This window comes from Arthrobacter sp. 05L428 (genome assembly GCF_056397665.1).
This window is the reverse complement of sequence record NZ_JBFTNW010000003.1, coordinates 45,851-70,266: the sequence shown is the minus strand read 5'-3', so window position 1 is coordinate 70,266 and position 24,416 is coordinate 45,851. Positions and strand designations below refer to the sequence as shown.

The 24,416-nt window shown below is 68.9% G+C and carries 24 protein-coding genes and 2 riboswitches; of the genes, 3 read left to right on the top strand and 21 right to left on the bottom strand.

Annotation, left to right across the window (positions count from 1 at the left end; translation table 11 throughout):
* Positions 1 to 154 precede the first annotated feature (154 nt).
* Both gcvT and gcvP read right to left on the bottom strand, forming a co-directional pair.
* Positions 155 to 1,288, bottom strand: coding sequence for a glycine cleavage system aminomethyltransferase GcvT (gene gcvT / locus AC1DH3_RS08950; RefSeq protein ID WP_476909099.1), 1,134 nt, complete (start codon positions 1,286 to 1,288; stop codon positions 155 to 157).
* A gap of 12 nt (positions 1,289 to 1,300) precedes the next feature.
* A complete protein-coding gene (gcvP, locus tag AC1DH3_RS08945; protein WP_476909098.1) occupies positions 1,301 to 4,222 on the bottom strand; it encodes an aminomethyl-transferring glycine dehydrogenase in 2,922 nt (973 codons plus the stop codon).
* A gap of 39 nt (positions 4,223 to 4,261) precedes the next feature.
* Positions 4,262 to 4,377: riboswitch (glycine riboswitch) on the bottom strand.
* 1 nt (position 4,378) lies between these two features.
* Positions 4,379 to 4,477: riboswitch (glycine riboswitch) on the bottom strand.
* 169 nt (positions 4,478 to 4,646) lie between these two features.
* On the opposite strand from gcvP, the gene AC1DH3_RS08940 reads away from it, so the two are divergent.
* Positions 4,647 to 5,525 (top strand): aldo/keto reductase, encoded by an 879-nt coding sequence (locus tag AC1DH3_RS08940; protein ID WP_476909097.1) that lies wholly within the window; start codon positions 4,647 to 4,649, stop codon positions 5,523 to 5,525.
* A 25-nt stretch (positions 5,526 to 5,550) separates the two neighbouring features.
* Here AC1DH3_RS08940 and AC1DH3_RS08935 read toward each other — a convergent pair whose 3' ends face one another.
* A complete protein-coding gene (locus AC1DH3_RS08935) occupies positions 5,551 to 6,090 on the bottom strand; it encodes a TetR/AcrR family transcriptional regulator (protein WP_441418243.1) in 540 nt (179 codons plus the stop codon).
* Between the two features lie 68 nt (positions 6,091 to 6,158).
* Between AC1DH3_RS08935 and AC1DH3_RS08930 the strand changes: the two genes are divergently transcribed.
* The gene (locus tag AC1DH3_RS08930) at positions 6,159 to 7,727 is read left to right on the top strand and encodes an MFS transporter (RefSeq protein ID WP_476909096.1); all 1,569 of its coding nucleotides are present in this window, start codon (positions 6,159 to 6,161) and stop codon (positions 7,725 to 7,727) included.
* A gap of 124 nt (positions 7,728 to 7,851) precedes the next feature.
* Here the strand turns inward: AC1DH3_RS08930 and AC1DH3_RS08925 are convergent, their stop codons facing one another.
* Complete coding sequence (locus AC1DH3_RS08925) at positions 7,852 to 8,334, bottom strand: Dps family protein (RefSeq protein WP_441418241.1); 483 nt, start codon at positions 8,332 to 8,334, stop codon at positions 7,852 to 7,854.
* 133 nt (positions 8,335 to 8,467) lie between these two features.
* Positions 8,468 to 9,286: a sigma-70 family RNA polymerase sigma factor gene (locus AC1DH3_RS08920; protein ID WP_441418240.1), complete on the bottom strand. Its 819-nt coding sequence runs from the start codon at positions 9,284 to 9,286 to the stop codon at positions 8,468 to 8,470.
* Between the two features lie 204 nt (positions 9,287 to 9,490).
* Between AC1DH3_RS08920 and flgN the strand changes: the two genes are divergently transcribed.
* Complete coding sequence (gene flgN / locus AC1DH3_RS08915) at positions 9,491 to 10,027, top strand: flagellar export chaperone FlgN (protein ID WP_476909095.1); 537 nt, start codon at positions 9,491 to 9,493, stop codon at positions 10,025 to 10,027.
* Positions 10,028 to 10,033: 6 nt separating this feature from the next.
* On the opposite strand, the gene AC1DH3_RS08910 is transcribed toward flgN, so the two are convergent.
* The 16 genes from AC1DH3_RS08910 to AC1DH3_RS08835 form a co-directional block, all read right to left on the bottom strand.
* A complete protein-coding gene (locus AC1DH3_RS08910) occupies positions 10,034 to 10,288 on the bottom strand; it encodes a carbon storage regulator (RefSeq protein ID WP_441418238.1) in 255 nt (84 codons plus the stop codon).
* A 9-nt stretch (positions 10,289 to 10,297) separates the two neighbouring features.
* Complete coding sequence (locus AC1DH3_RS08905; protein ID WP_476909094.1) at positions 10,298 to 11,440, bottom strand: hypothetical protein; 1,143 nt, start codon at positions 11,438 to 11,440, stop codon at positions 10,298 to 10,300.
* Positions 11,418 to 13,466, bottom strand: a complete 2,049-nt coding sequence (locus AC1DH3_RS08900; RefSeq protein ID WP_476909093.1) for a flagellar biosynthesis protein FlhA — start codon at positions 13,464 to 13,466, stop codon at positions 11,418 to 11,420. The genes AC1DH3_RS08905 and AC1DH3_RS08900 overlap by 23 nt, the downstream gene beginning before the upstream one ends.
* Before the next feature lie 49 nt (positions 13,467 to 13,515).
* Positions 13,516 to 14,598, bottom strand: coding sequence for an EscU/YscU/HrcU family type III secretion system export apparatus switch protein (locus AC1DH3_RS08895; protein WP_476909092.1), 1,083 nt, complete (start codon positions 14,596 to 14,598; stop codon positions 13,516 to 13,518).
* Entirely contained in the window at positions 14,598 to 15,356 is a 759-nt protein-coding gene (locus AC1DH3_RS08890) for a flagellar biosynthetic protein FliR (protein WP_476909091.1), read from the bottom strand. Before AC1DH3_RS08890 ends, AC1DH3_RS08895 begins: the two co-directional genes overlap by 1 nt.
* Before the next feature lies 1 nt (position 15,357).
* Positions 15,358 to 15,633: a flagellar biosynthesis protein FliQ gene (gene fliQ / locus AC1DH3_RS08885; RefSeq protein ID WP_175321994.1), complete on the bottom strand. Its 276-nt coding sequence runs from the start codon at positions 15,631 to 15,633 to the stop codon at positions 15,358 to 15,360.
* Entirely contained in the window at positions 15,630 to 16,445 is an 816-nt protein-coding gene (fliP, locus tag AC1DH3_RS08880) for a flagellar type III secretion system pore protein FliP (protein ID WP_441418393.1), read from the bottom strand. The genes fliQ and fliP overlap by 4 nt, the downstream gene beginning before the upstream one ends.
* A 59-nt stretch (positions 16,446 to 16,504) precedes the next feature.
* Entirely contained in the window at positions 16,505 to 17,104 is a 600-nt protein-coding gene (gene fliO, locus AC1DH3_RS08875) for a flagellar biosynthetic protein FliO (RefSeq protein ID WP_476909090.1), read from the bottom strand.
* Positions 17,105 to 17,833: a flagellar motor switch protein FliN gene (gene fliN / locus AC1DH3_RS08870; protein WP_441418232.1), complete on the bottom strand. Its 729-nt coding sequence runs from the start codon at positions 17,831 to 17,833 to the stop codon at positions 17,105 to 17,107.
* Positions 17,830 to 18,726 carry a flagellar motor switch protein FliM gene (locus tag AC1DH3_RS08865; RefSeq protein ID WP_476893159.1) on the bottom strand — a complete coding sequence of 299 codons (897 nt, stop codon included), beginning with the start codon at positions 18,724 to 18,726 and terminating at the stop codon, positions 17,830 to 17,832. The genes fliN and AC1DH3_RS08865 overlap by 4 nt, the downstream gene beginning before the upstream one ends.
* Before the next feature lie 87 nt (positions 18,727 to 18,813).
* Positions 18,814 to 19,641 carry an OmpA/MotB family protein gene (locus AC1DH3_RS08860; protein ID WP_476909089.1) on the bottom strand — a complete coding sequence of 276 codons (828 nt, stop codon included), beginning with the start codon at positions 19,639 to 19,641 and terminating at the stop codon, positions 18,814 to 18,816.
* Positions 19,638 to 20,459, bottom strand: coding sequence for a motility protein A (locus AC1DH3_RS08855; protein ID WP_476909088.1), 822 nt, complete (start codon positions 20,457 to 20,459; stop codon positions 19,638 to 19,640). The genes AC1DH3_RS08860 and AC1DH3_RS08855 overlap by 4 nt, the downstream gene beginning before the upstream one ends.
* 3 nt (positions 20,460 to 20,462) lie before the next feature.
* Positions 20,463 to 20,744: a flagellar FlbD family protein gene (locus AC1DH3_RS08850; RefSeq protein WP_476909087.1), complete on the bottom strand. Its 282-nt coding sequence runs from the start codon at positions 20,742 to 20,744 to the stop codon at positions 20,463 to 20,465.
* A gap of 417 nt (positions 20,745 to 21,161) precedes the next feature.
* Positions 21,162 to 22,322, bottom strand: a complete 1,161-nt coding sequence (locus AC1DH3_RS08845; RefSeq protein ID WP_476909086.1) for a flagellar hook protein FlgE — start codon at positions 22,320 to 22,322, stop codon at positions 21,162 to 21,164.
* 30 nt (positions 22,323 to 22,352) lie between these two features.
* Positions 22,353 to 22,787 carry a flagellar hook assembly protein FlgD gene (locus AC1DH3_RS08840; RefSeq protein WP_441418226.1) on the bottom strand — a complete coding sequence of 145 codons (435 nt, stop codon included), beginning with the start codon at positions 22,785 to 22,787 and terminating at the stop codon, positions 22,353 to 22,355.
* Positions 22,788 to 22,805: 18 nt separating this feature from the next.
* Positions 22,806 to 24,416: a flagellar hook-length control protein FliK gene (locus AC1DH3_RS08835; protein WP_476909085.1), complete on the bottom strand. Its 1,611-nt coding sequence runs from the start codon at positions 24,414 to 24,416 to the stop codon at positions 22,806 to 22,808.

Genomic DNA, 24,416 nt, shown 5'->3' with positions numbered 1-24,416 from the left:
TTCGAAAGCGTGCGTCTAAGCGAGTGATCGCCGTCCGGGTTCCCTGACCGAGCTTGCGAGGTTAGGGAGACGGCGGGAAAACGAGCGAGCACGCGTGAAAACCCAGACGGCCGGTCCCGGAGCCAGCCACGGCCCCGGGACGGCACGGCACGGGCTACTTTTGGCGCTTGTAGAACGGCAGTGCGACAACTTCGAACGGCTCGGTTTTGCCGCGCAGGTCGATGTCCAGTGCGGTGCCGGGTTCGGTGAACTCGACGTCGACGTAGGCCATGGCGACCGGGTAGCCCAGAGTGGGGCTGGGCTGGCCGGAGGTGACTTCGCCGACCGTGTTGCCGTCCTTCAGGACCGGGTAGTGGCCGCGGCCGGCCCGGCGTCCGAGGCCCTTGAGCCCGACGAGTTTGCGCCCGGCGGTGGAGCCTGCGCCGGCCTCCTTCTTGGCGGCCAGGGCAGCCTTGCCGACGAAGTCGCCGTCCTTGGACAGCGCGACGACGGGGCCGAGCCCGGCGGCGAACGGGTCGCCCTCGAGGGAGAGTTCGTTGCCGTACAGCGGCATGCCGGCCTCGAGCCGGAGCGAGTCGCGGGAGGCCAGGCCGGCGGGCGTCAGCTCGCCGTCCTCGGCGATGGCGATGAGCGCCTGCCAGAGGGCGGCGGCGTCGTCGTTGGCGACGAAGATTTCGAAGCCGTCCTCACCGGTGTAACCGGTGCGTGCCAGCAGCAGGTCCTGGCTGGCGCCGCTGACCATGAACGGGACGTCGACGGCGGCGTAGTACTTCAGGCCGGTGACGAGCTCGTGCTGGGCGGCGGGGACCAGGCGGAGCAGGATGGCTTCCGCTTTGGGGCCCTGGACCGCGATCAGCGAGGTCTCGGCGGAGGCGTCCCGGACCGTGACGTCGAACTTTCCAGCCCGCTCGGCCAGGGCCGCGGCGACGACTTTGGCGTTGCCGGCGTTGGGGACGACAAGGAATTTCTCGTCACCGCGGCGGTAGGTGATGAGGTCGTCGATGATGCCGCCGTCCTCGTTGCAGATCAGCGAGTACTTGGCCTTGCCGACCGCCATGGCGGAAATCTTGCCCACGAGGGCGTAGTCCAGGAAGGCGGCGGCGTCGGGGCCGGTGACCCAGACCTCGCCCATGTGGGAGAGGTCGAACAGGCCGGCGGACTTGCGGACGGCGTGGTGTTCGGCGAGTTCGGAGCTGTACTTCAGCGGCATCTGCCAGCCGCCGAAGTCCGTGAAGGAGGCGCCGAGTTTTTTGTGCTCTTCGTAAAGTGCCGTGTAGTTCTCAGTCATCGTTGGCTGTCCCTAGTTGTTAGAGGCGGAGTTGGCGGAGTCGTCGGAGTGGGCTGCTGTGTCTTCCTCGAAGGCTTCGAGGGGAGGGCATGAGCAGATCAGGTTGCGGTCGCCCGCGGCCCCATCGATCCGGCCGACCGGCGGGAAGTACTTGTCCTGCTTTAGCGTGTGCACCGGGAAGACGGCCTGTTCGCGCGGGTAGCTTCGCTCCCAGTTGGTGCTGATGACGGCGGCCGCGGTGTGCGGGGCGTTGCGCAGCGGGCTGTGCTCCACGGTGAAGTCTCCGTGGGCCACCTGGTCAATCTCGGCGCGGATGGCGATCATGGCCGTGATGAACCGGTCGATCTCGCCGAGGTCCTCGGACTCGGTGGGCTCCACCATCAAGGTCCCCGCCACCGGGAACGCCAGGGTGGGCGCGTGGAAACCGTAGTCGATGAGGCGCTTGGCGACGTCCTCGGCGGTCACACCGGTCTTGGCCGTGAGTTCGCGCAGGTCCAGGATGCATTCGTGGGCCACCAGGCCGCCCTCGCCGGTGTAGAGCACCGGGAAGTAATCGTTGAGGCGGGCCGCAATGTAGTTGGCCGCGAGCAGGGCCGACTTGGTGGCCTCGGTCAGGCCCTGTCCGCCCATCAGCTTCACGTAGGCCCAGGAAATCGGCAGCACGCCGGCCGAGCCGTAGCGGGAGGCGGAGATCGGCGTGCCCTCGGCGCCGTTGGCCGGATCAGCCGCGTTGCCGGGCATGAACGGGGCCAGGTGGGCCTTCGCCGCGACAGGTCCGACGCCGGGTCCGCCGCCGCCGTGCGGGATGCAGAAGGTCTTGTGCAGGTTCAGGTGCGAGACGTCTCCGCCGAACTGGCCCGGCTGGGCCAGTCCGACGAGTGCGTTGAGGTTGGCGCCGTCAATGTAGACCTGGCCGCCGGCGGCGTGGATGGCATCGCAGACCTCGCGGACGTCGGCGTCGTACACCCCGTGCGTGGACGGGTAGGTGATCATGATCGCCGAGAGGGCGTCCTTGTGCAGCTCGATCTTGGCCTGCAGGTCAGCGTGGTCGATCGTGCCGTCGGAGGCGGTGGCCACGACGACGACCTTCATGCCGGCCAGCACTGCGGAGGCGGCGTTCGTGCCGTGCGCGGAGGCCGGAATGAGGCAGATGTTGCGCTGGTCGTCGCCGCGGGAGAGGTGGTAGCCGCGAATGGCGAGCAGTCCGGCGAGCTCACCCTGGGAGCCGGCGTTCGGCTGGATGGAGACCTGGTCGTAGCCGGTGATCTCGGTCAGCTGGGCTTCGAGGTCCTCGATCAGTTCGCGCCAGCCGGCGGTCTGGGATTCGGGCGCGAAGGGGTGGATGGAGGCGAACTCCGGCCAGGAGATGGCTTCCATTTCGGCCGTAGCGTTCAGCTTCATGGTGCAGGAACCCAGCGGGATCATGGTGCGGTCCAGGGCCAGGTCCCGGTCCGAGAGGCGGCGGATGTAGCGCAGCAGCTGGGTTTCGGAGCGGTGCGTGTTGAAGACCGGGTGCTGGAGGTAGTCGGAGGTGCGCTCGACGGCGGAGTCCAGGGCAAACGCAGTGTCCGTGCCTGCGGCACTATCCGCGACGCTGGCGCCGAAAGCGGCGACGACGTCGGCGACGATCGCCGCCGTCGTGGCCTCATCGGCGGAGATGCCGACCGTGTCGGCGTCGACGGCGCGCAGGTTGATGCCCTTGGCGTCGGCGGCGGCGATGAATTCCGCGGCCTTGCCCGGCACGGAGACGGTCACGGTGTCGAAGAACGAGGTGTGCAGCACGTCCAGTCCCGCAGCTTTCAGCGAGGCGGCAATGGTCCGGGCGTGGCCGTGGGTGGTCTCGGCAATGGCCTTCAGCCCGTCCGGGCCGTGGTAAACGGCGTAGAAGGAGGCCACGATGGCCAGCAGCGCCTGGGCGGTGCAGATGTTGGAGGTGGCCTTCTCACGGCGGATGTGCTGTTCGCGGGTCTGCAGCGCCAGCCGGTAGGCGGGGACGCCGGCGTTGTCCTTGGAGACGCCCACGAGGCGGCCGGGCATGGAGCGCTCCAGGCCCTTCTGGACGGCCATGTACGCGGCGTGCGGGCCGCCGAAGAACAGCGGCACGCCGAAGCGCTGGGCGGAGCCGACCGCGATGTCCGCGCCCTGTTCGCCCGGGGAGGTGATCAGGGTCAGGGACAGCAGGTCCGCGGCCACGGTGACGAGCGCGCCGCGTTCCTTGGCGTCCGCGATGACGTCCGAGTGGTCGAACACGCGTCCGGAGGCACCGGGCTGCTGCAGCACGACGCCGTTGATGACGCCCTCGGGCAGGCCCTTGGACAGGTCCGCGACCTCGACCTCGAAGCCGAGGGCCTCGGCGCGGCCCTTGACGATGGCGATGGTCTGCGGGAGGCAGTCGGCGTCGAGGACGGTCTTGCCGTCGTGGGCCGTCTTGTTCTTGTTGGCCCGTCGCATCATCAGCACGGCCTCGGCGACGGCCGTGGCTTCGTCCAGCAGCGAGGCGTTGGCGATCGGGAGCCCGACGAGGTCCTGGACCATGGTCTGGAAGTTCAACAGCGCCTCGAGCCGGCCCTGGGAGATTTCGGGCTGGTACGGCGTGTACGCGGTGTACCAGGCCGGTGCCTCGAGGATGTTGCGGCGGATCACGGCCGGGGTGACGGTGTCGTAATAGCCCTGGCCAATCATCTGCACTGCGGTCTTGTTCTTCGATGCCAGCTTGCGCAGTTCGGCGAGCACTTCCACTTCGCTCAGCGCCGCGGCGAGCGCCAGGTCGGAGTCCTGCCGGATGTCCTTCGGGACGGCGGTATCCACCAAGGCGTCGACGGTGTCGTAGCCGACAGCCTTCAGCATGGCGTCGACGTCGGACTGGCGCCGGGCGCCGATATGCCGGTCAACGAAGGACGTGGAGGCTGAGGTAACAGTCACAAGGAACTCCATAACTAAGGCGGCGCAGGGTACGCCACATTGATTCGGGTTCCTCCCCGCTCTGTATTGGACCTGAGAGTTTCCGCGCAGCCGCTTTCGCGAGGCTCCGCTTGCACCGTCGGTGAGCACAGCGCGCCGCGTGACGCACTTGCTGCTTTCCAGAGTTGCCTTGCCGCGGCGGTACATGGGCCTGAGAGATTCCTGGGGAGGGTTTGCTCCTACGGCGCCTGCTTGTACCTACTTGCAGAACTCTCCCGCCGCAGATCAAAGGCATATTCAATTGCTCGTGACCGCAGTCACAACTCCCATTGTCCTATGCCGGAGGCACGTCCGCAAACTCCGGTACCCGGGCCGCTTCAGCGTTACGGTAGAGCGGTGGCCAAGAGGCGGCGGCGCATGCGGCCACTGGGCAAATTACTACTCAAGGAGACAATTCATGCTGGAGCGAAGGCCCTTCGGGAACACTGGTTTGGAAGTCTCCATCGTGGGGCTCGGCGCCGGCCAGATCGGTGAAAGTGATGTCACCGAGGCCGAAGCCGCCGAGGTGCTCAACGGGGCATTGGATCTCGGCGTCACGCTGATCGATACCGCCGCCAGTTACGGGCTGAGCGAAGAGCGCATCGGCCGGCACCTCGGCGGACGCCGGGACGAGTTCGTATTGTCCACGAAGGGTGGGCCCAAGATCAACGGCCGACGGGACTGGTCGCCGGGCAGCGTGCTGGAGAGTATCGAACAGTCCCTGCGCTTGACCCGGTCGGAACGGCTCGACGTCTTCTATCTGCACTCATGCCCGCTTGAAATCCTGCGGCGTGGCGATCTGCAGGACACCCTGGACCAGGCAGTCGCCGCCGGCAAGATCGGTGTCGCCGGCTACAGCGGAGACAACGCGCCGCTCGCATTCGCTGTGGACTCCGGCCGGTTCGGTGCCATCGAAACCAGCGTCAACATAGCCGACCAGTGGAATCTCCGAAACGTTCTCCGTCCCCGGCTCGGCCCGGGAGTCATCGCCAAGCGCCCGATCGCGAACGCGCCGTGGCGCTTCGCTGAACGACCCACCGGGAACTACGCGGAGCTCTATTGGGAACGGCTGCGGGCCCTGGAGCTCGACCCAGGAGACCTGGACTGGGCCGAGTTCGCCCTGCGCTTCACGGTGTACGCGCCCGGCGTGGACACCGCAATTGCCGGCACGGCCAAGCTGGCCAACCTGCGCGCTAATATCACCGCCGCCGGACGGGGCCCTCTTCCGGCTTCTACGCTGGAAGGCATCGACCGCGCCTGGCACGCTGTGGGCTCCGGCTGGCCGGCCTCGACCTGACGGCCCGGCAAGCCTAAAGCCGCCCTTAGCTGCGCAGGCGTTCGACGGCGGCCAGCAGGCTCTCGACGTCGCCGGCCACCTCGGCCGGCGCCTCGCCGGGTCCCCGCGCCAGCATGGCGTTGAAGTACAGCCCGTCCCCCATGTACAGCACGGGCTTGGCCATGGCGGGGCCCACATCAGCGGCAAGGAGCGCCAGCCAGCTCGCCTGGACCCCGGCCATCCGCCGCAGGGTCTCGGCGTGGGCCACCTCGGCCAACCGGGTGGCGGCCACGAAGACCCGGTCCAGCGGGGTATCGGCCCATACGGAGGATCTGATGAAGTACGCCGCCGCTCCTTCCGGTGCCGCGGCCATGGCCGCCAGGTCCGCGGCGAGGAGCCGGTCCAGGCGCTCAAGCAGCACCGAGATCATGGCCTCCTTGTTTGGGAAGTGGTACAGCAGTCCGCCTTTGGAGACGCCGGCCCGCCGGGCGACCGCGTCCAGTGTCGCGGCGCGCTCCCCCTCCGCAATGAGGAGGGATTCGAAGGCGTCGAGGACGGCTTCACGGGCTACGGGTTTTCTGGCCATGGCTCCCATCATGCCTGCCGTGACGCGAATTTCTTAACTGTACCGTCTGGACGGTACAGTTAACCGTCATGAGCACCGCATCCCTGTCCGCAGCCACCCGCACCGAACAGGCCCCGCGCGCGCCTTGGCGCGACTGGCTGGCCTTGTCGCTGCTGATGTTCCCGGTCCTGCTCGTAGCCGTGGACAACACCGCGCTGACCTTTGCCCTGCCGGCGATCGCCCGCAGCCTGGACGCCACCGGGGTGCAGCTGCTGTGGATCGTCGATGCGTATCCGCTGGTGCTGGCCGGCCTGCTCGTGGCGATGGGCAGCCTCGGTGACAGGATCGGCCGGCGCCGGCTGCTGTTCATCGGCAGCACCGGCTTCGCCCTGGTATCCGCGGTGACGGCTTTCGCGCCCAGCGCGGAATGGCTGATCGCGGGACGGGCCGGCCTGGGCTTCTTCGGCGCCATGCTGATGCCGTCCACGCTGTCCCTGATCCGCAATATCTTCCCGGAGCCCAACCGGCGGCGGCTCGCGGTGGCGATCTGGGCCGCGGGCTTCTCCGGCGGCGCCGCGCTGGGCCCGATCTTCGGCGGCTGGCTGGTGGAGCACCTCTGGTGGGGTGCGGTCCTGCTGGTCGCCGTGCCGATCATCCTGCCCCTGCTGGTCCTGGGCCCCGCACTGATTCCGGAATCGCGGGACCCCAACCCGGGCAGGGTGGACGCGCCCAGCATCGTCTTGTCCCTGCTGGCCATGGGTCCGGCGGTCTACGGCATCAAGATCCTGGCGACCGACGGCGTGGCGCCGGAGCCGCTCGCGGCCCTCGGGATCGGGCTGCTGATGGGGTACGCCTTCGTCCGGCGGCAGCGCCGGCTGGCGGCCTCGGCATCCTCTGCTCCGCTGCTGGACCTCAGCCTCTTCGCCAACCCGGTCTTCAGCACCGCGATCACCGCCAACGTCCTGGCCCTGTTTTCGTACAACGGTTTCATCTTGTTCCTCGCCCAGCATTTGCAGCTGCTCGAGGGGCAGTCGCCGTCAGAATCCGGCATGGCGATGATCCCGGCGCTCGTCGCCACCGTCGTCGCCGGGCTGCTCGTGGTCCCGCTGGTCCGCAAGGTCCGTCCGGGGTTCGTGGTGGCGGGCGGCCTGCTCCTTAGCGCTGCGGGTTATGGCCTCGTGGCCTTCGGAGACCACGGCGCCGGGCCCGGCGTGCTGCTGGCCGCCCTGCTGGTGCTGTGCCTGGGGGTCGGCGCGGCCGAGACCATCTCCAACGACCTGATCCTTGGGGCGGCGCCGGCGGCGAAATCGGGCGCAGCGTCCGCCATCTCGGAAACCGGCTACGAGGTGGGCTCCCTGCTCGGCACCGCCATCCTCGGTTCCATCCTGACCGCCTCCTACCAGCGCAACCTGCAGCTGCCCGCCGGCGTCGCCGGGATGGCACCGGCGGAAACCGCGGCCCAGGCCGGCGAGACCCTCGCCGGGGCCGCCGAACTGGCGCATACCCTCCCGGCTCCGCTGGCCGAGGCCGTGATGGCTGCCGCCCGGGCCGCATTCGACTCCGGCGTTCACATCACGGCCGCCATCGCGCTGGTGCTGATGGCCGGCGCCGCGGCCCTCGCCGCCGTCGTGCTGCGCAAGGTACCGACGGCGAACTAGGCGTCAGGTGCAGGGCACCTCTGTTCAGATGGCAGCGGCCGGCAAGGCGTTAAATGGCAAGCGTCCGACGCCGGGACGGAACCCGGCGTCGGACGCGTGGAAGTAAGCGCGTAGAAGGAAGCGGCTACTTCTTGGTGTCCGGCGTGGTGACGCTGGCGGTGGCACGCATGGTTTCGGCGTTGACCATCCAGGCGTACTGCTCGAGCTTGGCAATGAACGCGTGCAGCAGGTCGGCGGTCGTGGGGTCTTCCTCGTCCACCTCATCGTGCACCTTGCGCATCGTACCGACGGCAGCCTCAAGGGCGGCGACGATCTTGTCGATCGCGTCCTTGGTGTTGATCAGGCCGGTCGGGAATTCTGCGAGTGCGGTGGTTTTGGAAACGGTGGAGCTGCGGCCGTCCGGCAGGGCGTGGAGGGCGCGCATACGCTCGGCCAGGTCGTCGGCAAAGCCGCGGGCGGCCTCGATGATCTCGTCAAGCTGCAGGTGAAGGTCGCGGAAGTTCGTCCCCACAATGTTCCAGTGCGCCTGCTTGCCCTGCACATGGAGTTCGATCAGGTCCACGAGAACGGCCTGCAGGTTGCTCGTCAGGGTGGGCGTTGCTTTCATGCATCCTCCTTGATAGGAACGGCTTGGCGTTATGCCTCAGACGCTACCCCACCGAGCAGACGGCACGCGATGGTCGCGGCGCAATTTCACGATCAGCTTACTAAGTAAGCTTAGTAAGCCTCCCGGGACCGGCTCAGACGGCCTGGTTCAGCATCGGTCCCTGCGGGAAGATGGCCCGGGTGATCCCCCCGGCGGTGGCTTCGGAAAGCTGGGCGAGGTAGTCGTTCCGGCGGCGCGGCGTGATCCGGGACTGCGGTTCGAAACCCTGGTCCGGGTCGTCCGCGTAGTGGGCGGTGAGGCCATCACGCATGAGGCGGATCGCTTCGGCGCGCTGCTGCGACACGGCGGCGTGCGTGGAGCCCAGTTCGGCTGCCAGGTCCTTGACCGTCCGGTCGCCGAAGTAGATCTCCTCGACGACGTAGCGCATCCGTTCCGGCAGCGACTTCACGGCGGCACGGAGGTACTGTAGCCGTTCGTCCGCGAGCACCGAGCTTTCCGGGGACAGGGTCTCCGCGGCGAGGGTGTCAACGACGGCGTCGTCGAGCGGTGTGAGGGTGCGCGACGCGTCCGCGAGGGCGGCTTCCACGACGCTTTGCTGGACGCCGAGCGCGGAGGCGATCTCGTCAACCGAGGGCGTGCGTCCGAGAGCCGCCGCCAAGGTTTCCTGGACGGACATGGTCTCTTTGATCCGGCGGCGTGCCGAGCGCGTGGCCCAGTCGCTGGCGCGCATCTCATCGGCGAACGCGCCAAGGATGCGGCGGCGCGCGAAGGCGCCGAAGGGCACGCCAAGGTCAGGGTCGAAGGAATCGGCCGAGGTAATCAAGGCCACGGCGCCAGCCGACGCCAGGTCATCGCGCGAGAGGTGGGACGCCTTCGAGCACAAATCTGAGACGAGATAGCCGACCAGCGGAAGGTGCTGGGTGACCATCTCGTTGCGTTCCACGCGATTCAATAGTGTGTCCCCCCATGAGACGGATCAGGAGCTTTAAAACCCTGAGAGCCGCACCCACAAACGGTCCAGCGCTCCCCCCATGGGAGGCGGTGTTCGAAGCTCGGGCGCAGCACCCAGAACGAAACCTATCACCTGATCCGGCATCTGCGTGTACCCTCAGGGAAAAGCTTGGCGGAAAATGCGGAAAGCCGTAATTTGGCCGTGATGGCAGGGGAAATGGGGCCCATGGGTGCAGGGGATCTTTCGGCGGCGCTGTGGCAGGAACGGCGGCAGTTGGAACTGCTCCTGTTCAGGTTGGAAACCCAGCGCCTGCACGTGGCCGCCGGCAACACCCACTGGCTGACCTTCACCGCTTCCGAGGTGGAAGCCGTCCTGGACCGGCTGCGCTTCGAAGCGCTGGCCCGCAATGTCGAGTCCGCGGCGGTGGCGGCCGAATGGGGCCTGCCGGCGCAGGCAACGCTGGTTGAACTGATTGCCGCCGCGCCGCAGGGGTCCTGGCCCACCGTCCTGCAGGAGCACCTGGACGGACTGCGCGGCTTGATGGGCCGGCTTGGCGAGGCCGCCCGCGCCAACGAGGAGCTGCTTCGAAGCCTGCAACGGCCCACGGGCCCGAACGATCCTGCCGGAATCCTCGAACAGCTGACGGTTGCCGGAAACATTGAGCGTGCCCTTGCCATTACGCGCCGCGCGACCCAGCCGCTCATGGCCCAGTACCTAGGCGACGACGCGAACTCGCACTGACGGCCTTTAGTCGCGGGCGGCCGCCGGGGGCAGCAGGCCGCGCAGCGCGTCCTCGGTGCCGGGACCGGATTCGGCGCCTGCTTCAGCTGCCGCCAGGTTCGCCGCAGCAATGGCCTCGATTACTTCCCGCCGCTGGATCGGAACGCCGCGGGGCGCCTCGATGCCGATCCGGACGCCGTCGCCGCGCCCTTCCAGAACAGTGATGACGATGCCGTCGCCGATCATGATCTGTTCGCCCGGCTTGCGTGTTAGTACCAGCATTCTCTCAATCTACCCTTCGCGGCCGGACGCTGCGGCCCACGGCGCCGGCCGGGTCGCCGGCCGGCCATCGATCCAGCCCACTGGCAGGCCGAGGGCGTCCACGCTTTCGGGCGTCCCGGTGTCCGCTGCGCCCACCACGGCCACCGCGGCCACCTCGAGCCGGGCCCGCAGCAGGCTCACCCAGCGGGCGGTGTCCTCGTGCTTGCGCCCGGCGTCGACCACAACCCAGAGCTGGTCCGGGGAAAGCGCCGAGATCGCCTGCAGCCGCGCCAGGGTATTGCGGGCCTTGCCGAGCCCGAAGGCGGCCAGCACCGTCTGCTCGGTCTCCACGGCGTGGGCGCGGGCCGCCGTCGCGCTCTGGCGTCCGTCCAGGTGCAGGTGGCCGTAAGCGCTCAATTCTCCGGCGGTGCGCACGTCCGCGCCGCCAGCGGCGATGGACATGGCCAGGGCGGTGTCCATCGCGTCGTCGCCGAGGCCGACCAGCACCACCAGGTCCCCGGTGCCGCTCAGCGGGACCGGGACCGGCTCGCGCGCCGGCGCGGCATTTCGCACGGACGGCGACGGCGGCACGCGGTCGTGGGCCGGTGCGGTGCGCTCCCCCGCGCCGTTCCCCGGGCGTGCCGCCCGGTCCGGGTCGGGCTGTCCCGCTCCGGCCGACGTCGGCCGCAGCCCGGATCCGAGCTGGTCCAGCAGTTCGGCGAAGTCCGGCGACTCGGTCGAGACCCCTGGGGTGCCGGTCCGGTGCAGGGTCAGTTCGGCGGCGTCGGCTTCGGCCAGCAGGGCGGCGATCGCGTCGCCCTGCAGCTGGTGGGCGGGGGCCGCGGCGATCCGCGTGCCGGGCGGCGTCTCCGTCCGCCGTGGCGCTTCCCGGACGGTGTCCCGCGGGGCGTCTGCCGATGTGGCGGCGACCCGCTCCACGATCTCACCCTCGGACAGGATGTCCGCATCCGGCACGACCTCGCCGGTGACGACGTCGTGCTTGGGCTGGACCTCGACGATGGCCTCGTAGCGGTTCGCCGCGAACAGCCCGGCGATGCCGGGACTGATCACGCGCTCGGCGGAAACGATGCGGGCCGACGGGCCGTACTGGGCCTCGGCCTTGCTGCGGATTTCCTCCAGCGAGGCTCCCTTAAGCCGATAGCGGTTCGGCATGGCGCACGACTCCTACAGTTTCGATCCGGACATTGGCGGAAGTGACTTCGCGGTACGACAGCACCGGGACGGACCCGGGCTGGGCTCCGATAAGCCGGTGGATGGCCGGACGCAGCGCCGGGGCGCAGACCAGGACGGCCTGCCGGTTGGCGGCGGCCGCGGAGTCCACCGCGTTGCGCACCGAGCGGAGCACTGCGTCGAGCCGGTCCTGTCCCATCACGATCTGGCTGCCGCCCTCGGCCGGCCGCATATCCTCCAGCATGGACTGTTCCAGGAGCGGGTCGATCATGATCACGTTGAGCACCGGGCCCTCCATGAACTTGGCGGTCAGCGCCGGACCGAGTGCCTGGCGGGCCGCCTCCACCAGCGACTCCGGGTCGGTGGAAACCTTGGCCCGGAGGGTAAGCGCCTCGTAGATGCGGGCCAGGTCGTTGATGGGGACCTGCTCGTCGAGCAGGCCTTGGAGCACCCGCTGCAGCTCGGCGAGCGAGAGCAGCGCGGGAGTCAGTTCGTCCACGGCGGAGGGGCTCTGCTTGCGGACGCCCTCGGTCAGCACCCGGACATCCTCGCGGGAGAGCAGCCGGGCAGCATTGCCCGTGACGATGGAGGACAGGTGCGTGACCAGCACCGAGACGCGGTCGATCACGGTGGCCCCGGTCATCTCGGCGTTGTGCCGCATCTCGGCAGGAATCCACTTCCCGGCGAGCCCGAAGACCGGCTCAATCATGGCGACGCCCGGGAGCGAGTCCAGTGAGTCGCCGAGGGCCAGCATCTGGCCGCCCGGGGCGGTGCCGCGGCCGGCCTCCACCCCGGCGATCCGAATGGCGTAGGTGGCCGGCGGGAGATCCACACTGTCCCGGGTGCGGACCGGCGGGATGACCAGGCCCAGTTCCATTGCGATCTTGTGCCGCAGCGATCGGACCCGGGCCAACAGGTCGTCGGAGGCGCCGGAGACCATGTCGACAAGGTCGGGGGCCAGCAGGATCTCCACGGGGTGGACGCGCATGTCCTCCAGCAGCTTCTCGTTGGGGTCCAGCTGCGGGGAGTTCAGCGCGGCGGCCTCGGCGTCGCGGGCCCTTTCCGCCTGCTGCTGGCCGGCGGCGGTGCGGCGCGAAGCCAGGATCATGCCGGCGCCGACCAGGATGAACGGAATGGGCGGCATGCCGGGGATGAGGGCCATGGCGAGGGCGGCCACGCCCGCGATCATCAGGGCGTTGGGCGACTGCAGCAGCTGCGTGGAGGCCGTCCGGCCCATGTCCGCCTCCGCGTTGGACCGCGTCACGATCATGCCGGTGGAGACAGCCATCAGCAGCGCCGGGATCTGGGTGACAAGTCCGTCACCCATGGTCAGCAGGCCGTAGGTGTTGAGGGCGTCGCCGATCTCCATGCCGCGCTGCAGCATGCCGATGGCGATGCCGCCAATGAAGTTGATGATGATGATGATGATGCCGGCGATGGCGTCACCCTTGACGAACTTCGAGGCGCCGTCCATCGCGCCGTAGAAGTCGGCCTCTGCCGAGACCTCGGCGCGCCGCTCCCGGGCCTGGGTGTCGGTAATCAGGCCGGCGTTGAGGTCGGCGTCGATCGCCATCTGCTTGCCCGGCATGGCGTCCAGGGTGAACCGCGCCCCGACTTCGGCGACGCGCTCAGCGCCCTTCGTGACCACGACGAACTGGATAACCACCAGAATCAGGAACACGACGGCGCCGATGATCATGGAGCCGCCCACGGTCACCTTGCCGAAGGCCTCAATGACCTGGCCGGCGTAACCGTTGCCGAGGACCAGCCGGGTGGAGGCAACGTTGAGGCCCAGCCGGAACAGCGTGGCCACGAGCAGCAGCGAGGGGAACACGGAGAAGTCCAGCGGCTTCTTCACGAACATGCTGGTCAGCAGCACCAGCAGCGCCAGCAGGATGTTGCACACGATGAGGAAGTCCAGCAGCGGGGCGGGCACGGGAACCACCAGCAGCAGCACGATGCCCACGATGCCGATCGGCACCGCCAGCCGGGCGAGCCTGTTGTTCATGATGCGGTCCTTTCACAGACGCTGGTTCCAAAAATGTTCGCGAAGATGCTCATAGCGCGGCTCCGGCCATCCGGTGCAGCCCGGCTCCGGCGCCGCGGGCCTTGAGCGACATGACGAAGGCCAGCACCCCGGCCACGGCGTGGTAGAAATCCACCGGGATCTCCTGCCCCAGTTCGCAGGCGCCGTGCAGCGCCCGGGCGAGCGGGATGTCCTGGACCATGGGCACGTTCTTCGCCTCGGCCTCCTGCCTGATCCGCGACGCGACGTGGCCGGCACCCTTGGCCACCACCCGCGGGGCCGACTTTCCGGGCTCGTACTTCAGCGCGACGGCGACGTGCGTGGGGTTGACGAGGACGACGTCGGCGTCCCCGATTGCCGCGATCATGCGGTTCCGGCTCATGGACAGCTGCCGGGCCCGGCGCTGGGAGCGGATCAGCGGATCGCCTTCGCTGCTCTTGTTCTCGTCCTGGACTTCCTTCTTGGACATCCGGGTCTTCTTCCGGTTCCGGCGCATCACCACGAAGAAGTCCACGACCGCGAGCGCGATGCCGGCGAAGACGGCGAACTGGACCAGGGAGGAGATGCCGCTCCCGGCCGCCGCCACGACGCCGGACACCGGAAGGCCGCCGGCGGTGAGCAGCACCGGGATGAGCCCCTGAACGACGGAGTAGAGCACGAGGCCGACGACGCTGGCTTTCAGCAGCGCCTTGACCCCGCCCCACAGCGCCTGGGTGCCGAAGATGCGCTTCAGCCCGCTGAGCAGTTTGAAGTTCTCGAAGTCCAGGCGGAACTTCTTCAGGTGGATGCCGCCCTGCAGCGCCGAACCCACCAGGACGACAAGGAGCACGACGATTAGCAACGGTCCGAGGATTCCGGCGAGCGCGCCGAGGCCGTCCTCGAGGGCCTTCACGGCCCTTGCCGGATCCGGCTGCGCCATGACGCCCCGGACGCTGAAGAGCTGGTCCGTGGCCGCGTTGGCCCCGCGCTGCACGGTCGCGGGGATCATGACGGCGGCGGCGCCGACCGCCAGCCAGGCGGTGAGGTCCTGGGAGCGCGAGAGCTGGCCCTTGGAGCGGACCTCCCGCATGCGTTTGTCGGTGGCTTGTTCGGTTTTTTCCTGTGAATCCGCCATCAGCCCACCCCCAGCACAGTCTTGGCGGCCTGCCCGGCGAGGGTGGAGACGATCCTGGGCAGGGCGAGGAAGAGGAATCCTGCCAACGAGAGGGTCAGCATGATCTTGAGCGGGAAGCCCAGCGAGAAGGCATTCAGTGCCGGGGCCACCCGGGTCAGCAGGCCGAGCCCGACGTCGGCGAGGAACAGCACCACCAGCAGCGGGCCGGCGATCTGGACGGCGGCGAGGAACATGCCGGTGACGGCGGAGGTCATGGCCTGGACCGGCTGGGCCAGGTCAAGGCCGCCGGCCAGCGGCAGGGCGGCGAAGCTTCCGGTCAGGCCGCCGATGACGAGCTGGTAGCCGTCCGAGGAGAACAGCAGGGCGAGCGCCGCCATCTGCAGCAGCCGGGTGAATTGGGCGCCGTTGACCATCATCTGCGGGTCGAAGGCCTGGGCCATCTGGAAGCCGCTGAAGAGGTCGATCAGGCTGCCGGCGGACTGGACCGCCGCGAAGACCAGCATGACCAGGAAGCCCAGGACCAGGCCGGTGACGAGTTCCAGGACCACTCCGGTGAGGAAGCCTGCCGTGTCGCGGGCGACGTAGCCGGCGGAGAGCCGCTGCGAGACGGCCAGGCCCAGGCCGACGCCCAGCATGGCTTTGATCCGCCCGGGGAAGGCCTGGTGCGCGAAAGGCGGTGCCACGATCAGGAATGCCGTCATCCGGACGGTGGCCAGCAGGAGAACTTCCAGCCACGTCTGGTCGATCGGGATGCCCACCTCACAAGCCTCCGAGCAGGGAGGGGATCTTGGCGAAGAGGTCGTTGGTGAACGCGACCATCTCCGAGATCATCCAGTGTCCGCAGATCAGCAGCGCCACGGCCACGGCGGCCAGTTTGGGCACGAAGGAGAGGGTGGCTTCCTGGAGCTGGGTGATGGACTGAAGCAGGGAAATCGCCAGGCCCACCACCAGCGCGGTCACCAGCACCGGGGCCGAGAGCTTGGCGGCCACGATCATGGCCTGGAGGCAGATGTCCAGGACGGCGTTGGCGTTCATCCCGAGCCTGCATAACTTTGGATCAGCGAGGTGATGATCAGGCCCCAGCCGTCCACGAGGACAAAGAGCAGGATCTTGAACGGCAGCGAGATCATCACCGGCGGGAGCATCATCATGCCCATCGACATCAGGGCCGCGGAGACGACGAGGTCGATCACGAGGAACGGGATGAAGATGACGAAGCCGATAATGAAGGCGGCCCGGAGTTCGGAAATCATGAATGCCGGGATGAGCGTCTGCAGCGGCACCGCTTCCGGCGTGGCCGGGTTCTCCATGCCGGCGGCGCGGGTCATCAGCGCGATGTCTTCCTCGCGGGTGTGCGCCAGCATGAAGTGCTGCAGCGGGCCCGAGCCGGCGCTGAGCGCGCCGTTGAAATCCAAGGTGCCGTTCAGGTAGGGCTGCACGCCGATGGTGTTCATCTCGTTGATGACCGGCCACATGACGAAGATCGACAGGAACAGGGCCAGGCCCGCCAGTACCTGGTTGGGCGGTATGGACGGGAGCGAGAGCGCGTTGCGGGTCATCGCGAGCACCACGAAGATCTTGGTGAACGAGGTCATCATCAGCAGCAGCGCGGGCGCGACGGACAGCAGGGTGATCCCGATCAGGGTCAGGACCGCTGTGGAGGGCTTTCCGTCCATGCCGTTGATCTCGATGTTGACGCTGCCGGTGTCCGGGCTGGCCGGCGGGGTTGGCGGAACCGGCGGCACGGGGGCAGTCGCATGGCCGGCGGAGGCGTTAAGCCAGAGCAGCAGGACGGCGCAGAGCACGGCGGCGACGCCGATGGCCAGGAACCTTGTGGTTCGGCTGATGCCGGTTCGGCTGCTGCTGGTGGACGGGACGCGGGCGGAGCGGGCGGTGGCAGGGCGGATCAATTGCGGCGTCCGCTCCTGAGAGCGGCAGCGGCCTGCTTCCAGGTGGAACCGGCCAGAATTGACCCGTGCAGCGGCGGGTGGGACGCGGCGGGCGCGGTCCCGCGCCCCGGGACGGTCCGGGGGTGGGGTTCGCGGCGGATGGAGCTGCGGCGGGACAGCGGCCGGTCCGGTGCCCCGGGCTCGCCAGCCGCCAGGCTGCCGCCCTGTTCCGCGGTCCCGGCCCCGTTCAGGGGTGCGGCCGAGGCAGCGGCTCCGGCTCCGGCTCCCGCGCTTGCGAGGATCTGCGCGAAGGCACCGGCGGCGCCGGCGCGGCGGGGCTCCGGATCCAGGGCCTCTGCGGCCTCTGCCGGGATGTCGCCGGTGTGCAGGACGTTGACGGCGTGGTCGGTGACGCCGAGCAGGAAGCGCTGGCCACCGGCGTCGACCACCACTACGGAGGCACGCTGGCCGACGCTTTGGCGGCTGACGACGCTCAGGGCGGCGTCAGCGCGGCGTCGTCCCGTGCCTTTGCCGAGACGGCGCTGCAGCAGCCAGATCAGTCCAAGCACCGCGCCCAGGGCTACGGCTACCCGCAGCCCGAGGATCAGCGAGTCCATTCAGCTAAGCCCCTCGGCCACGTCGAGGATCCGGGTGATCCGCACGGCGTAGTCCTGGTCCAGGACCACAACCTCGCCGTGGGCGATCAGCCGGCCGTTGAGCAGAACGTCGGCGGGGGCGCCCGCGGAGCGGTCCAGTTCGATGATCTTGCCGGGTTCGAGCGAGAGCACGTCGCGGACGGACATGCGGGTGCGGCCGATCTCCACGGTCAGGGCCATCTCGATGTTGTTGATGCGGCCCAGCCGGCCGGCCACCGTGTCGCCGCCGCCGAAGAGGTCGCCGGCACGGTCCTGGCTGGTGCCGTGTTCGCGCAGCCGGACCGCGAACCATGCCGCCGGGCTGGTGCCGTCGGAGAGTTCGAAGACGGCAGTGTCGGGGTCCGAAAGCAGCCCGGACGCGTCGGACTCGCGCAGGTCCGAGAGCACGCCGGCGCCGAAGACCGAGCTTGCGCTTTCCATCGCGGGGCGGAGGACATCGGTGACGGAGACGACGCCGAGTTGGCCGCCGGCCATTCCCCCGGCCGCCTCGTCCAGGAACGTGCGGTCGCTGAGCATCAGGGCGAGGTCTGCGGTCACGGAGCCGACGAAGGTCGCGGTGACGGCCTGGCGGGCGTAGGGGGCTGCGGCGCGGGCCGGGACCAGCGCGACGACCTTCAGGGCTACCGGGCTCGGCAGTTCCTCAACGAGCCGTTCCGCCGACGATTCATGCTTGGTCAGGGTGATGCTCATTGGTTATTCTCCTCGATTGTGACAATGACGGCTGCGGCCCGGGACCCGTTGCGGGCCGGGGCGGCGGTGGCCAGCCTCGTGCCATCCAGGGTGAGGTCGAACGGCCGGTTTTCCAGGTGCGGGAGGGTCAGGACGTCCCCCACCGCGAGGCCCAGCACCTGGCTGGGGGTGACGTACGACGTCGAGAGCCGCACCGAGAGTTCCACCGGGACGCGCTCCAACTGCGAGCTGATGCGGGCGGCGGCGTCCCCGCGGTTGTCCGTCGGGTTGACCTTCTTCAGCCGGCCCAGCAGGATTCCCGCCGGCACCGCCAGGGTGGCCGGGGCACTGATGTTGCCGACGTTGATCGTGAAGGAGGCGACAATCATGAGTTCGCTGGGCGCTGCGGCCTGGGCGAACTGGGAGTTGTACTGGACGGTGTCCACCCGGATGGTTTCGCTCAACAGCGGCCCGAGCGAGTAGCCGAGGTCCTCGAGGGCCTCGTCCATAAGTCCCTTGACCAGGGCCTGTTCAATCTGCGTGAACTTCCGGTCCGGCATCACCGTGTCGTTCGAGGCGCCCAGCATCCGGTTGATCCAGCCCAGGGCCGAAGGAGCGGGGAACTGCACCACCAGCTTGGAATCGTGCGACTCCACGGTGCACAGCACCATGGCGGTCACCGCCGGGAGGGAGGCGGCGTACTCGTCGTAGCTCTGCATGCCGACGTCCTCGAGCCGCACCACGGACTTCACGCGGACCTTGGCGGTCAGCTGGGTGCCCCACTGGCGGGCGAACGTCTCGAAGGCGAGTTCCAGGACGCGGCTGTGCTCTCGCGCCAGCGTCGCGGGACGCCGGAAGTCATAGACGCTGACGGTCCGCTCCCGTACCACTTCCCGCTCATCCAGAACACTCACGGTTGCCACTATCGGCAAGGGATCCGCCGTCGTAAGCAGTCTGCCCCAGGCAATAAACGGGGCGTCAGACAGCACGCGAAAGAGCCGCTATTTCTGGGTCAGCTTCAAGGCCTGGGGAATGAGGGCCCGGACGACGTCGGGCTTGTCGGAGATGACTACGATGTCCACCCGCCGGTTCCGCTCCATCAGCGCCGGCGTGGAATCGTCGTTGACCTGGCGGGCCGAGCCGAAGGCGACGGCCCCGATCCGCTGCGGCGGGATCCCGCCGCGGTCCACCATGTAGCGCAGCACGTTGACCGCGCGCGCCGAGGACAGTTCCCAAGTGGACGGGTACGCGGTAATGCCCTTCGCTGCGTGGCCTTCCACCATGATCTCCAGCGCCGCGGGGCCGAGGATGGGCGAGATGATGTGCAGCACCTGGGACGCGCGGTTGGTGAGCTCGGGCCGGTCGGGGGCGAAGAAGGCCTGGGAGCCGATGAGCTTGACCGTCAGGCCGCGCTGGTCGATTTGGAACTCCACGTTCTGGCTGAGCCCGGCGGCGGCCAGGCCGGCCTTCATCTTTTTCTCGAGGGCGCGCAGCCGGTCCACTTCTTTCTTCGCGGCGGCGAGGGCTGCGTCCTGGGCTTTCTTGTCGTCCGACTGGACGGCGGCAAAGGCCTCGAGGTCTTTGTTGACGAATTCGGCCGGGACCACGGTCCCGGAGGCGGTGTCCACGGTTTCCGAGGCCACCGCGCCGAACCCGGTGGCGAGCGAGTTGCGCAGCTTCTCGAACTTGTTCGCGTCGACCGTGGACATGGCGTAAAGGACGATGAAGAGGCACATGAGCACGGTGACCATGTCCATGTAGGAGGCCATCCAGCGTTCGTCGACGTGGTGCGCTTCGGGTTTCTTGCGGGGCCGGCGGCGTCCGCTCACGCTGCGGTGTCCATCGACTCCGCGGTGCCGTCACCGCTGGGCGCCTTGCGGCCCTTGTCGGCGCTCTTGAGCTGGTGCTCCGGGACCATGGAACGGAGCCGTTCGGCCAGCAGCAGGGGCTGGGCGCCGGACTGCACGGCGAGCATGCCCTCCATCACGAGGGTCATGCGTTCGATGTTCAACTCGGAGAGCCTGGCCAGTCGCGAACTGAACGGCAGCCAGATGAAGTTGGCCGAGAGCAGGCCCCACAGGGTCGCGACGAAGGCGGCGGCGATCATGTGCCCCAGTTCGTCCGGCTTGGAGAGGTTTTCGAGGACGTGGGTGAGGGACACGACAGTTCCGACGATCCCCACGGTAGGGGCGTAGCCGCCGAGGCTGGCGAAGAACTTCGACGACGCGTGGTCGCTGCGGGACTTCGTGTCAATCTCGTCCTCCATCTGCAGCCGGAGGTCCTCGGCGTCGGTGCCGTCTGCGATGTTCTGCAGGGCTCGGGCCAGGAACGGATCCTTGACGCTCGCGGCCTCTTCCTCAAGGGAGAGCAGGCCCTCGGCGCGCGCCTTTTCCGCGAAGCGGACCATCTGGTCGATGCTTTCCTGGGGCTTCGACGTCTTTCCCATGAACATTGCCGGCACGGCCTTGAACGCTTGGATCACGTCCTTGAGCGTGTTGCCGGCCAGCCCGATGGCCAGGGTTGCCCCGAAGACCAGGACCAGGGGCCCGGGCAGCAGCAGGCCGGAGATGCTGCCACCTTCAATGACCACCATGGTGACGACGGAACCAAACGCGAGGAGCAGTCCAATGATTGTTGCGGGATCCATGGCTTACTTCCTTGGTGGTTCAGGTGCGGAGGCGTCGTCGTCCGGTCCGGCAGGCGGGACCAGGCTCAAGGGGTAGCCCGTGACGGCGGGAAAATCCCGCGCCTTGTTCAGGACGTAGGCGCGGTAGTCGGCAATCAGCTCGACCACCTCGGCCAGGCTTTCGAGCACAACATAAGCGGCGCCGTCGAGCGTGACCAGGTGGGTGTCCGGACTCTCGTGGATCCGTTCAATCAGGTCCGGATTGACCGCGAAGCGCGTTCCGTTGAGGCGTGTGACAACGATCATGGGCCGATTCTGCTCTGGGGACTGCCTGGCGTTGCGGCCAAGCGGCGGGTAGGGGTGTTCTCCCCTTACTGTCGGCCGCCCCCGCGCTTTCGTTAGGCGCCGCGGACACACGAAAGGGGTCCCCAAGGGACCCCTTCCATGTAGCCCGCCGTTCCACGGCCGTGCCGTTCGCCCGCATTTCGCTACGGCAGCGGACACCCGCGGCGGAAACGGGCCTGCGCGCCCCGGATCCGGGGCGCATCAGGCCGCCCGCGCCGCGTTTTTCCAAAACCGGTGCGAAAAAACACGGCCGGCACCGCGTTTGCCGTCGCACGGGTGCATGCGAGCGGACAGCTCGGGTCCTCGGAGCTGGATGAGTCCCGTGGCTGTCTTCCGTGCGCCCCTCGCTGGCGACCTTGGACCGCGGTGCGCCAGCGGTTAGCGCTTGAGGTTGCCGAGCTCCTGCAGGACCTCGTCCGAGGTGGTGATGATGCGGGCGTTGGCCTGGAAGCCACGCTGGGCGACGATCAGGTTGGTGAACTCCTGGGACAGGTCCACGTTGGACATCTCCAGCGAGCCGCCGGCCAGGGTGCCGATGCCCGGGTCGCCGGCCGCGCCCAGCTGGACGTTGCCGGAGTTGGCGGTGGCGACGTAGGAGGATCCGCCGGCCTTCTCCAGGCCGGCCGGGTTGGTGAACTTCGCCAGCGCGATCTTGGCCAGGACCTGCTTGGTGCCGTTGCTGAAGGACCCGATCAGGGAGCCGTCATTGCCGAGGGTGAAGGATTCCAGCTTCCCGGCCGGGGTGCCGTTCTGGCCGCTGACGGTGAGCGAGCTCATGCCGGCGAAGGAGGAAACCTGGCTTACGTCGATGGTCTTGCCCGCAACGTTGAGCTTGCCCGGAGAGGTCAGTCGGCCGTCGGTGAAGCTCATCCGGTCCGCGATGGTGGCGCCGCCGTCGGTGGACACACCCCAGCCGCCAGGCTGCTGGACCAAGGTGAGGGTGAGGTTGCTGGCGGCGCCGACGGAGTCGTAGACCTTGACCACGCGGTCGAACGACGCCGAACCGGCGTCCGCGGGCAGGTTGCCGTCCAGCGTCATGGAGGTCGTGGGGGTCGCGATCATGGTGTTGGGGTTAAGCGTGATGTCGCCGATGGCACCCGCCTGGTCCACCTTGCCGTTGTTGGCGGTCCAGCCCTGCAGGATGCCGCCGTCCGGGCTGACGAGCTGGCTGGCGGCGTCGAACGTCATGGATCCCGCACGGGTGAACAGCTGCTGGCCGCCCTTGCTGGTGACGAAGAAGCCGTCGCCGGAGATCATCATGTCCGTGGCGCGGCCGGTGCTCTGCGAGGAGCCCTGGGCGAAGTTGGTGCTGACGCCGGCGACGCGGACGCCGAGGCCGATCTGCGCCGGGTTGCTGCCGCCGGACTCCCCCTGCGGCGCGGACGCGCCCTGGGTCAGCTGCGAGAGGGTGTCCTGGAACTGCGTGGAGGACGCCTTGAAGCCGGCCGTGTTGACGTTGGCGATGTTGTTGCCGGTGACATCCAGCATGGTCTGGTGGGCACGAAGGCCGGAGATTCCGGAGTACAGCGAGCGGAGCATGGGAACTGCCTTTCTACGGGAGGAAACTGGTCAGGAAGCGGCCGGCGCGGTAAGGCCGGTGATGGAGTCGAGGGGGATGGAGAGATCGCCGACCTTGACGGTCGGTACTGCGTCGGCGAAGGAAACCGAGCTGGCGATTCCGGTGCCGGTGGTGCCGTCGGCGAGTTTGTAGTCAACGGAGTGGCCGATCAGCTGTGATGCTGCCGAGCGCATCTGGAGGGAGAATCCCTCCTTGCTGTTGGAAGTCAGTTCGGTCATTTTTTCCATCATGGAAAGCTGGATGGTCTGCGCCATCATCTGGTTCGTATCCATGGGGGCGCTGGGGTTCTGGTTCTTGAGCTGGGCCACGAGGAGGGTCATGAACACGTTGGCGTCCATGGACTGCACGGGGGCCCGGACGGCGGCAGCCTGCGGGGTCGTCCCCGCGGCCGTAACCGGCTGCGGGGCGATGGGCTGGATAGTCATGGGTCGGGTTCCTTCGTGTCAGACGAGAATGTCGAGGGTGGTTTGGGGACCGTTCAGGATCCTGGTGCTGCGCAGCGACGCTTGGTCCGCCAGGGCGTCCCACCGGTGCCCGGGCCGCGGTTCGCCGGGCCCGTTCCGGCCGCCGGGTCCCGAGCCGGCGCTGCCGGCGTCGGAGGCTTCGTGGCCGGCTGCACCCTGTCCCGCGTCCCCTCCTGCGTCCTGGCCCCGGCCCGCCGGTCCGCTGTGGTCCGAGAGGTCGAGGGTCGCACCAAAGCCGGCGTCGGCAAGTTCCTTGCGCAGTTCCGGCAGGATCCCGCGCAGCGCTTCCCGGCCGGTGTCCCCGGGAGCGAACAGTTCGATCCGAACGCCGGCGCCGTCGATGTGGGCGCGCACGGTCAGCGGACCGAGGTCCTCGGGGGTAACTTTCAGGGTCATGATGTGCTGGCCGTGCGGGGCCGCAGCGAGCGTGAACAGCGGCTTTGCCAGCTGCGGGGTGAGGGCGGGCTGCTGGGCCGGAGCCGGAGTCGCGGCCGCCGGTAGTGCCGTGCTGCGGGCCGGGCCCGGCGTGGGCGGGGCCACCGCTGCGGCGCCGGCAGCGGCCACGCTGTCCGTCGCTGCGGGAGCGGCCGGACGGCTCTCGGCGGGAGCGTCGGGGGCCCCGCCGGGGAGCCTCCCTCCGGTCCCGACGACGACGCCGGGCAGGCCCGGTGCCGCCGTGCCGGCAGCGGTGGGCGCAGCTGCGGTCTGCGCCGCCGTCGGCGGAACTCCCGTCGCCGGAGCGGCTGCCGGGGGCAGCGCCGCAGCGGGATCCGCGGGCGCGGCGGGGGCGGTCGTGGCTCCGGCCGCGGCAACAGCCTGGGCGGGAACGACGCCGGCGGCCGTGCCAGCGGCCGGCTTGCCACCCGCCGGGACGCCCGCCGGGCGGAGGGCAGCCTGAGCCGCGGCGGCCGGAAGGACGATGCCCGGAAGCGCCGCACCGGCTTGCGGTGTTGTGGCGAGGCCGGCTGCTGCGGGGCCCGCTGCTGGGTTGCTCGCCGGTTCGTGGCGCAGGGCGACACCGCCGGCAACGGACGCCGCGACCGGTGCGGGCGCGGCCGCAATCTCCCCCGCGGACGGGGCCGTCACAGCGCCGGTCGGGGGCGCCAGCCGCGGGTCCACAAAGAGCTGGCCGGAAGCTGCGGCTGCTGGGCTCACAGACGGCGGGGCGATGCCGCCGGGTTCCGCCGTCGCGGCCGTAGTCTCCCCCGCGGCCGCGGCGGGCTGGATCGCGGCGGCGAACTGGGCCGAAGCGGCCAGGATGCCGGCATCGGCCGCTGACGCAGCGGCGGAGCCCTCAGTGGCAGCAGTTGCGTCCTGGGCGGGGGCGTCCGCCGGGGTCCCGTCTTTCGAGGTCTTGGCCTCGCCGGGCGCCGTGGCGGTGCCGGGCGCCGAAGGGGTGGACGAGGGGGCAGCCGCGACAGACGACGGGGCAGCGGAAGCTGCCTCGTGGCTCACCGCGTCGCTCAGCACGGACCCGAAGCCGCCGGCGTCGGGCGCCCCACTGTCTGTGCGCGCGCGGCTCCCTTGCTGGGCGCCGCGGGCCTGCACCGGAGACCCGGCGAGCGCAGTCGCCAGGTCCATTGAAGCCAT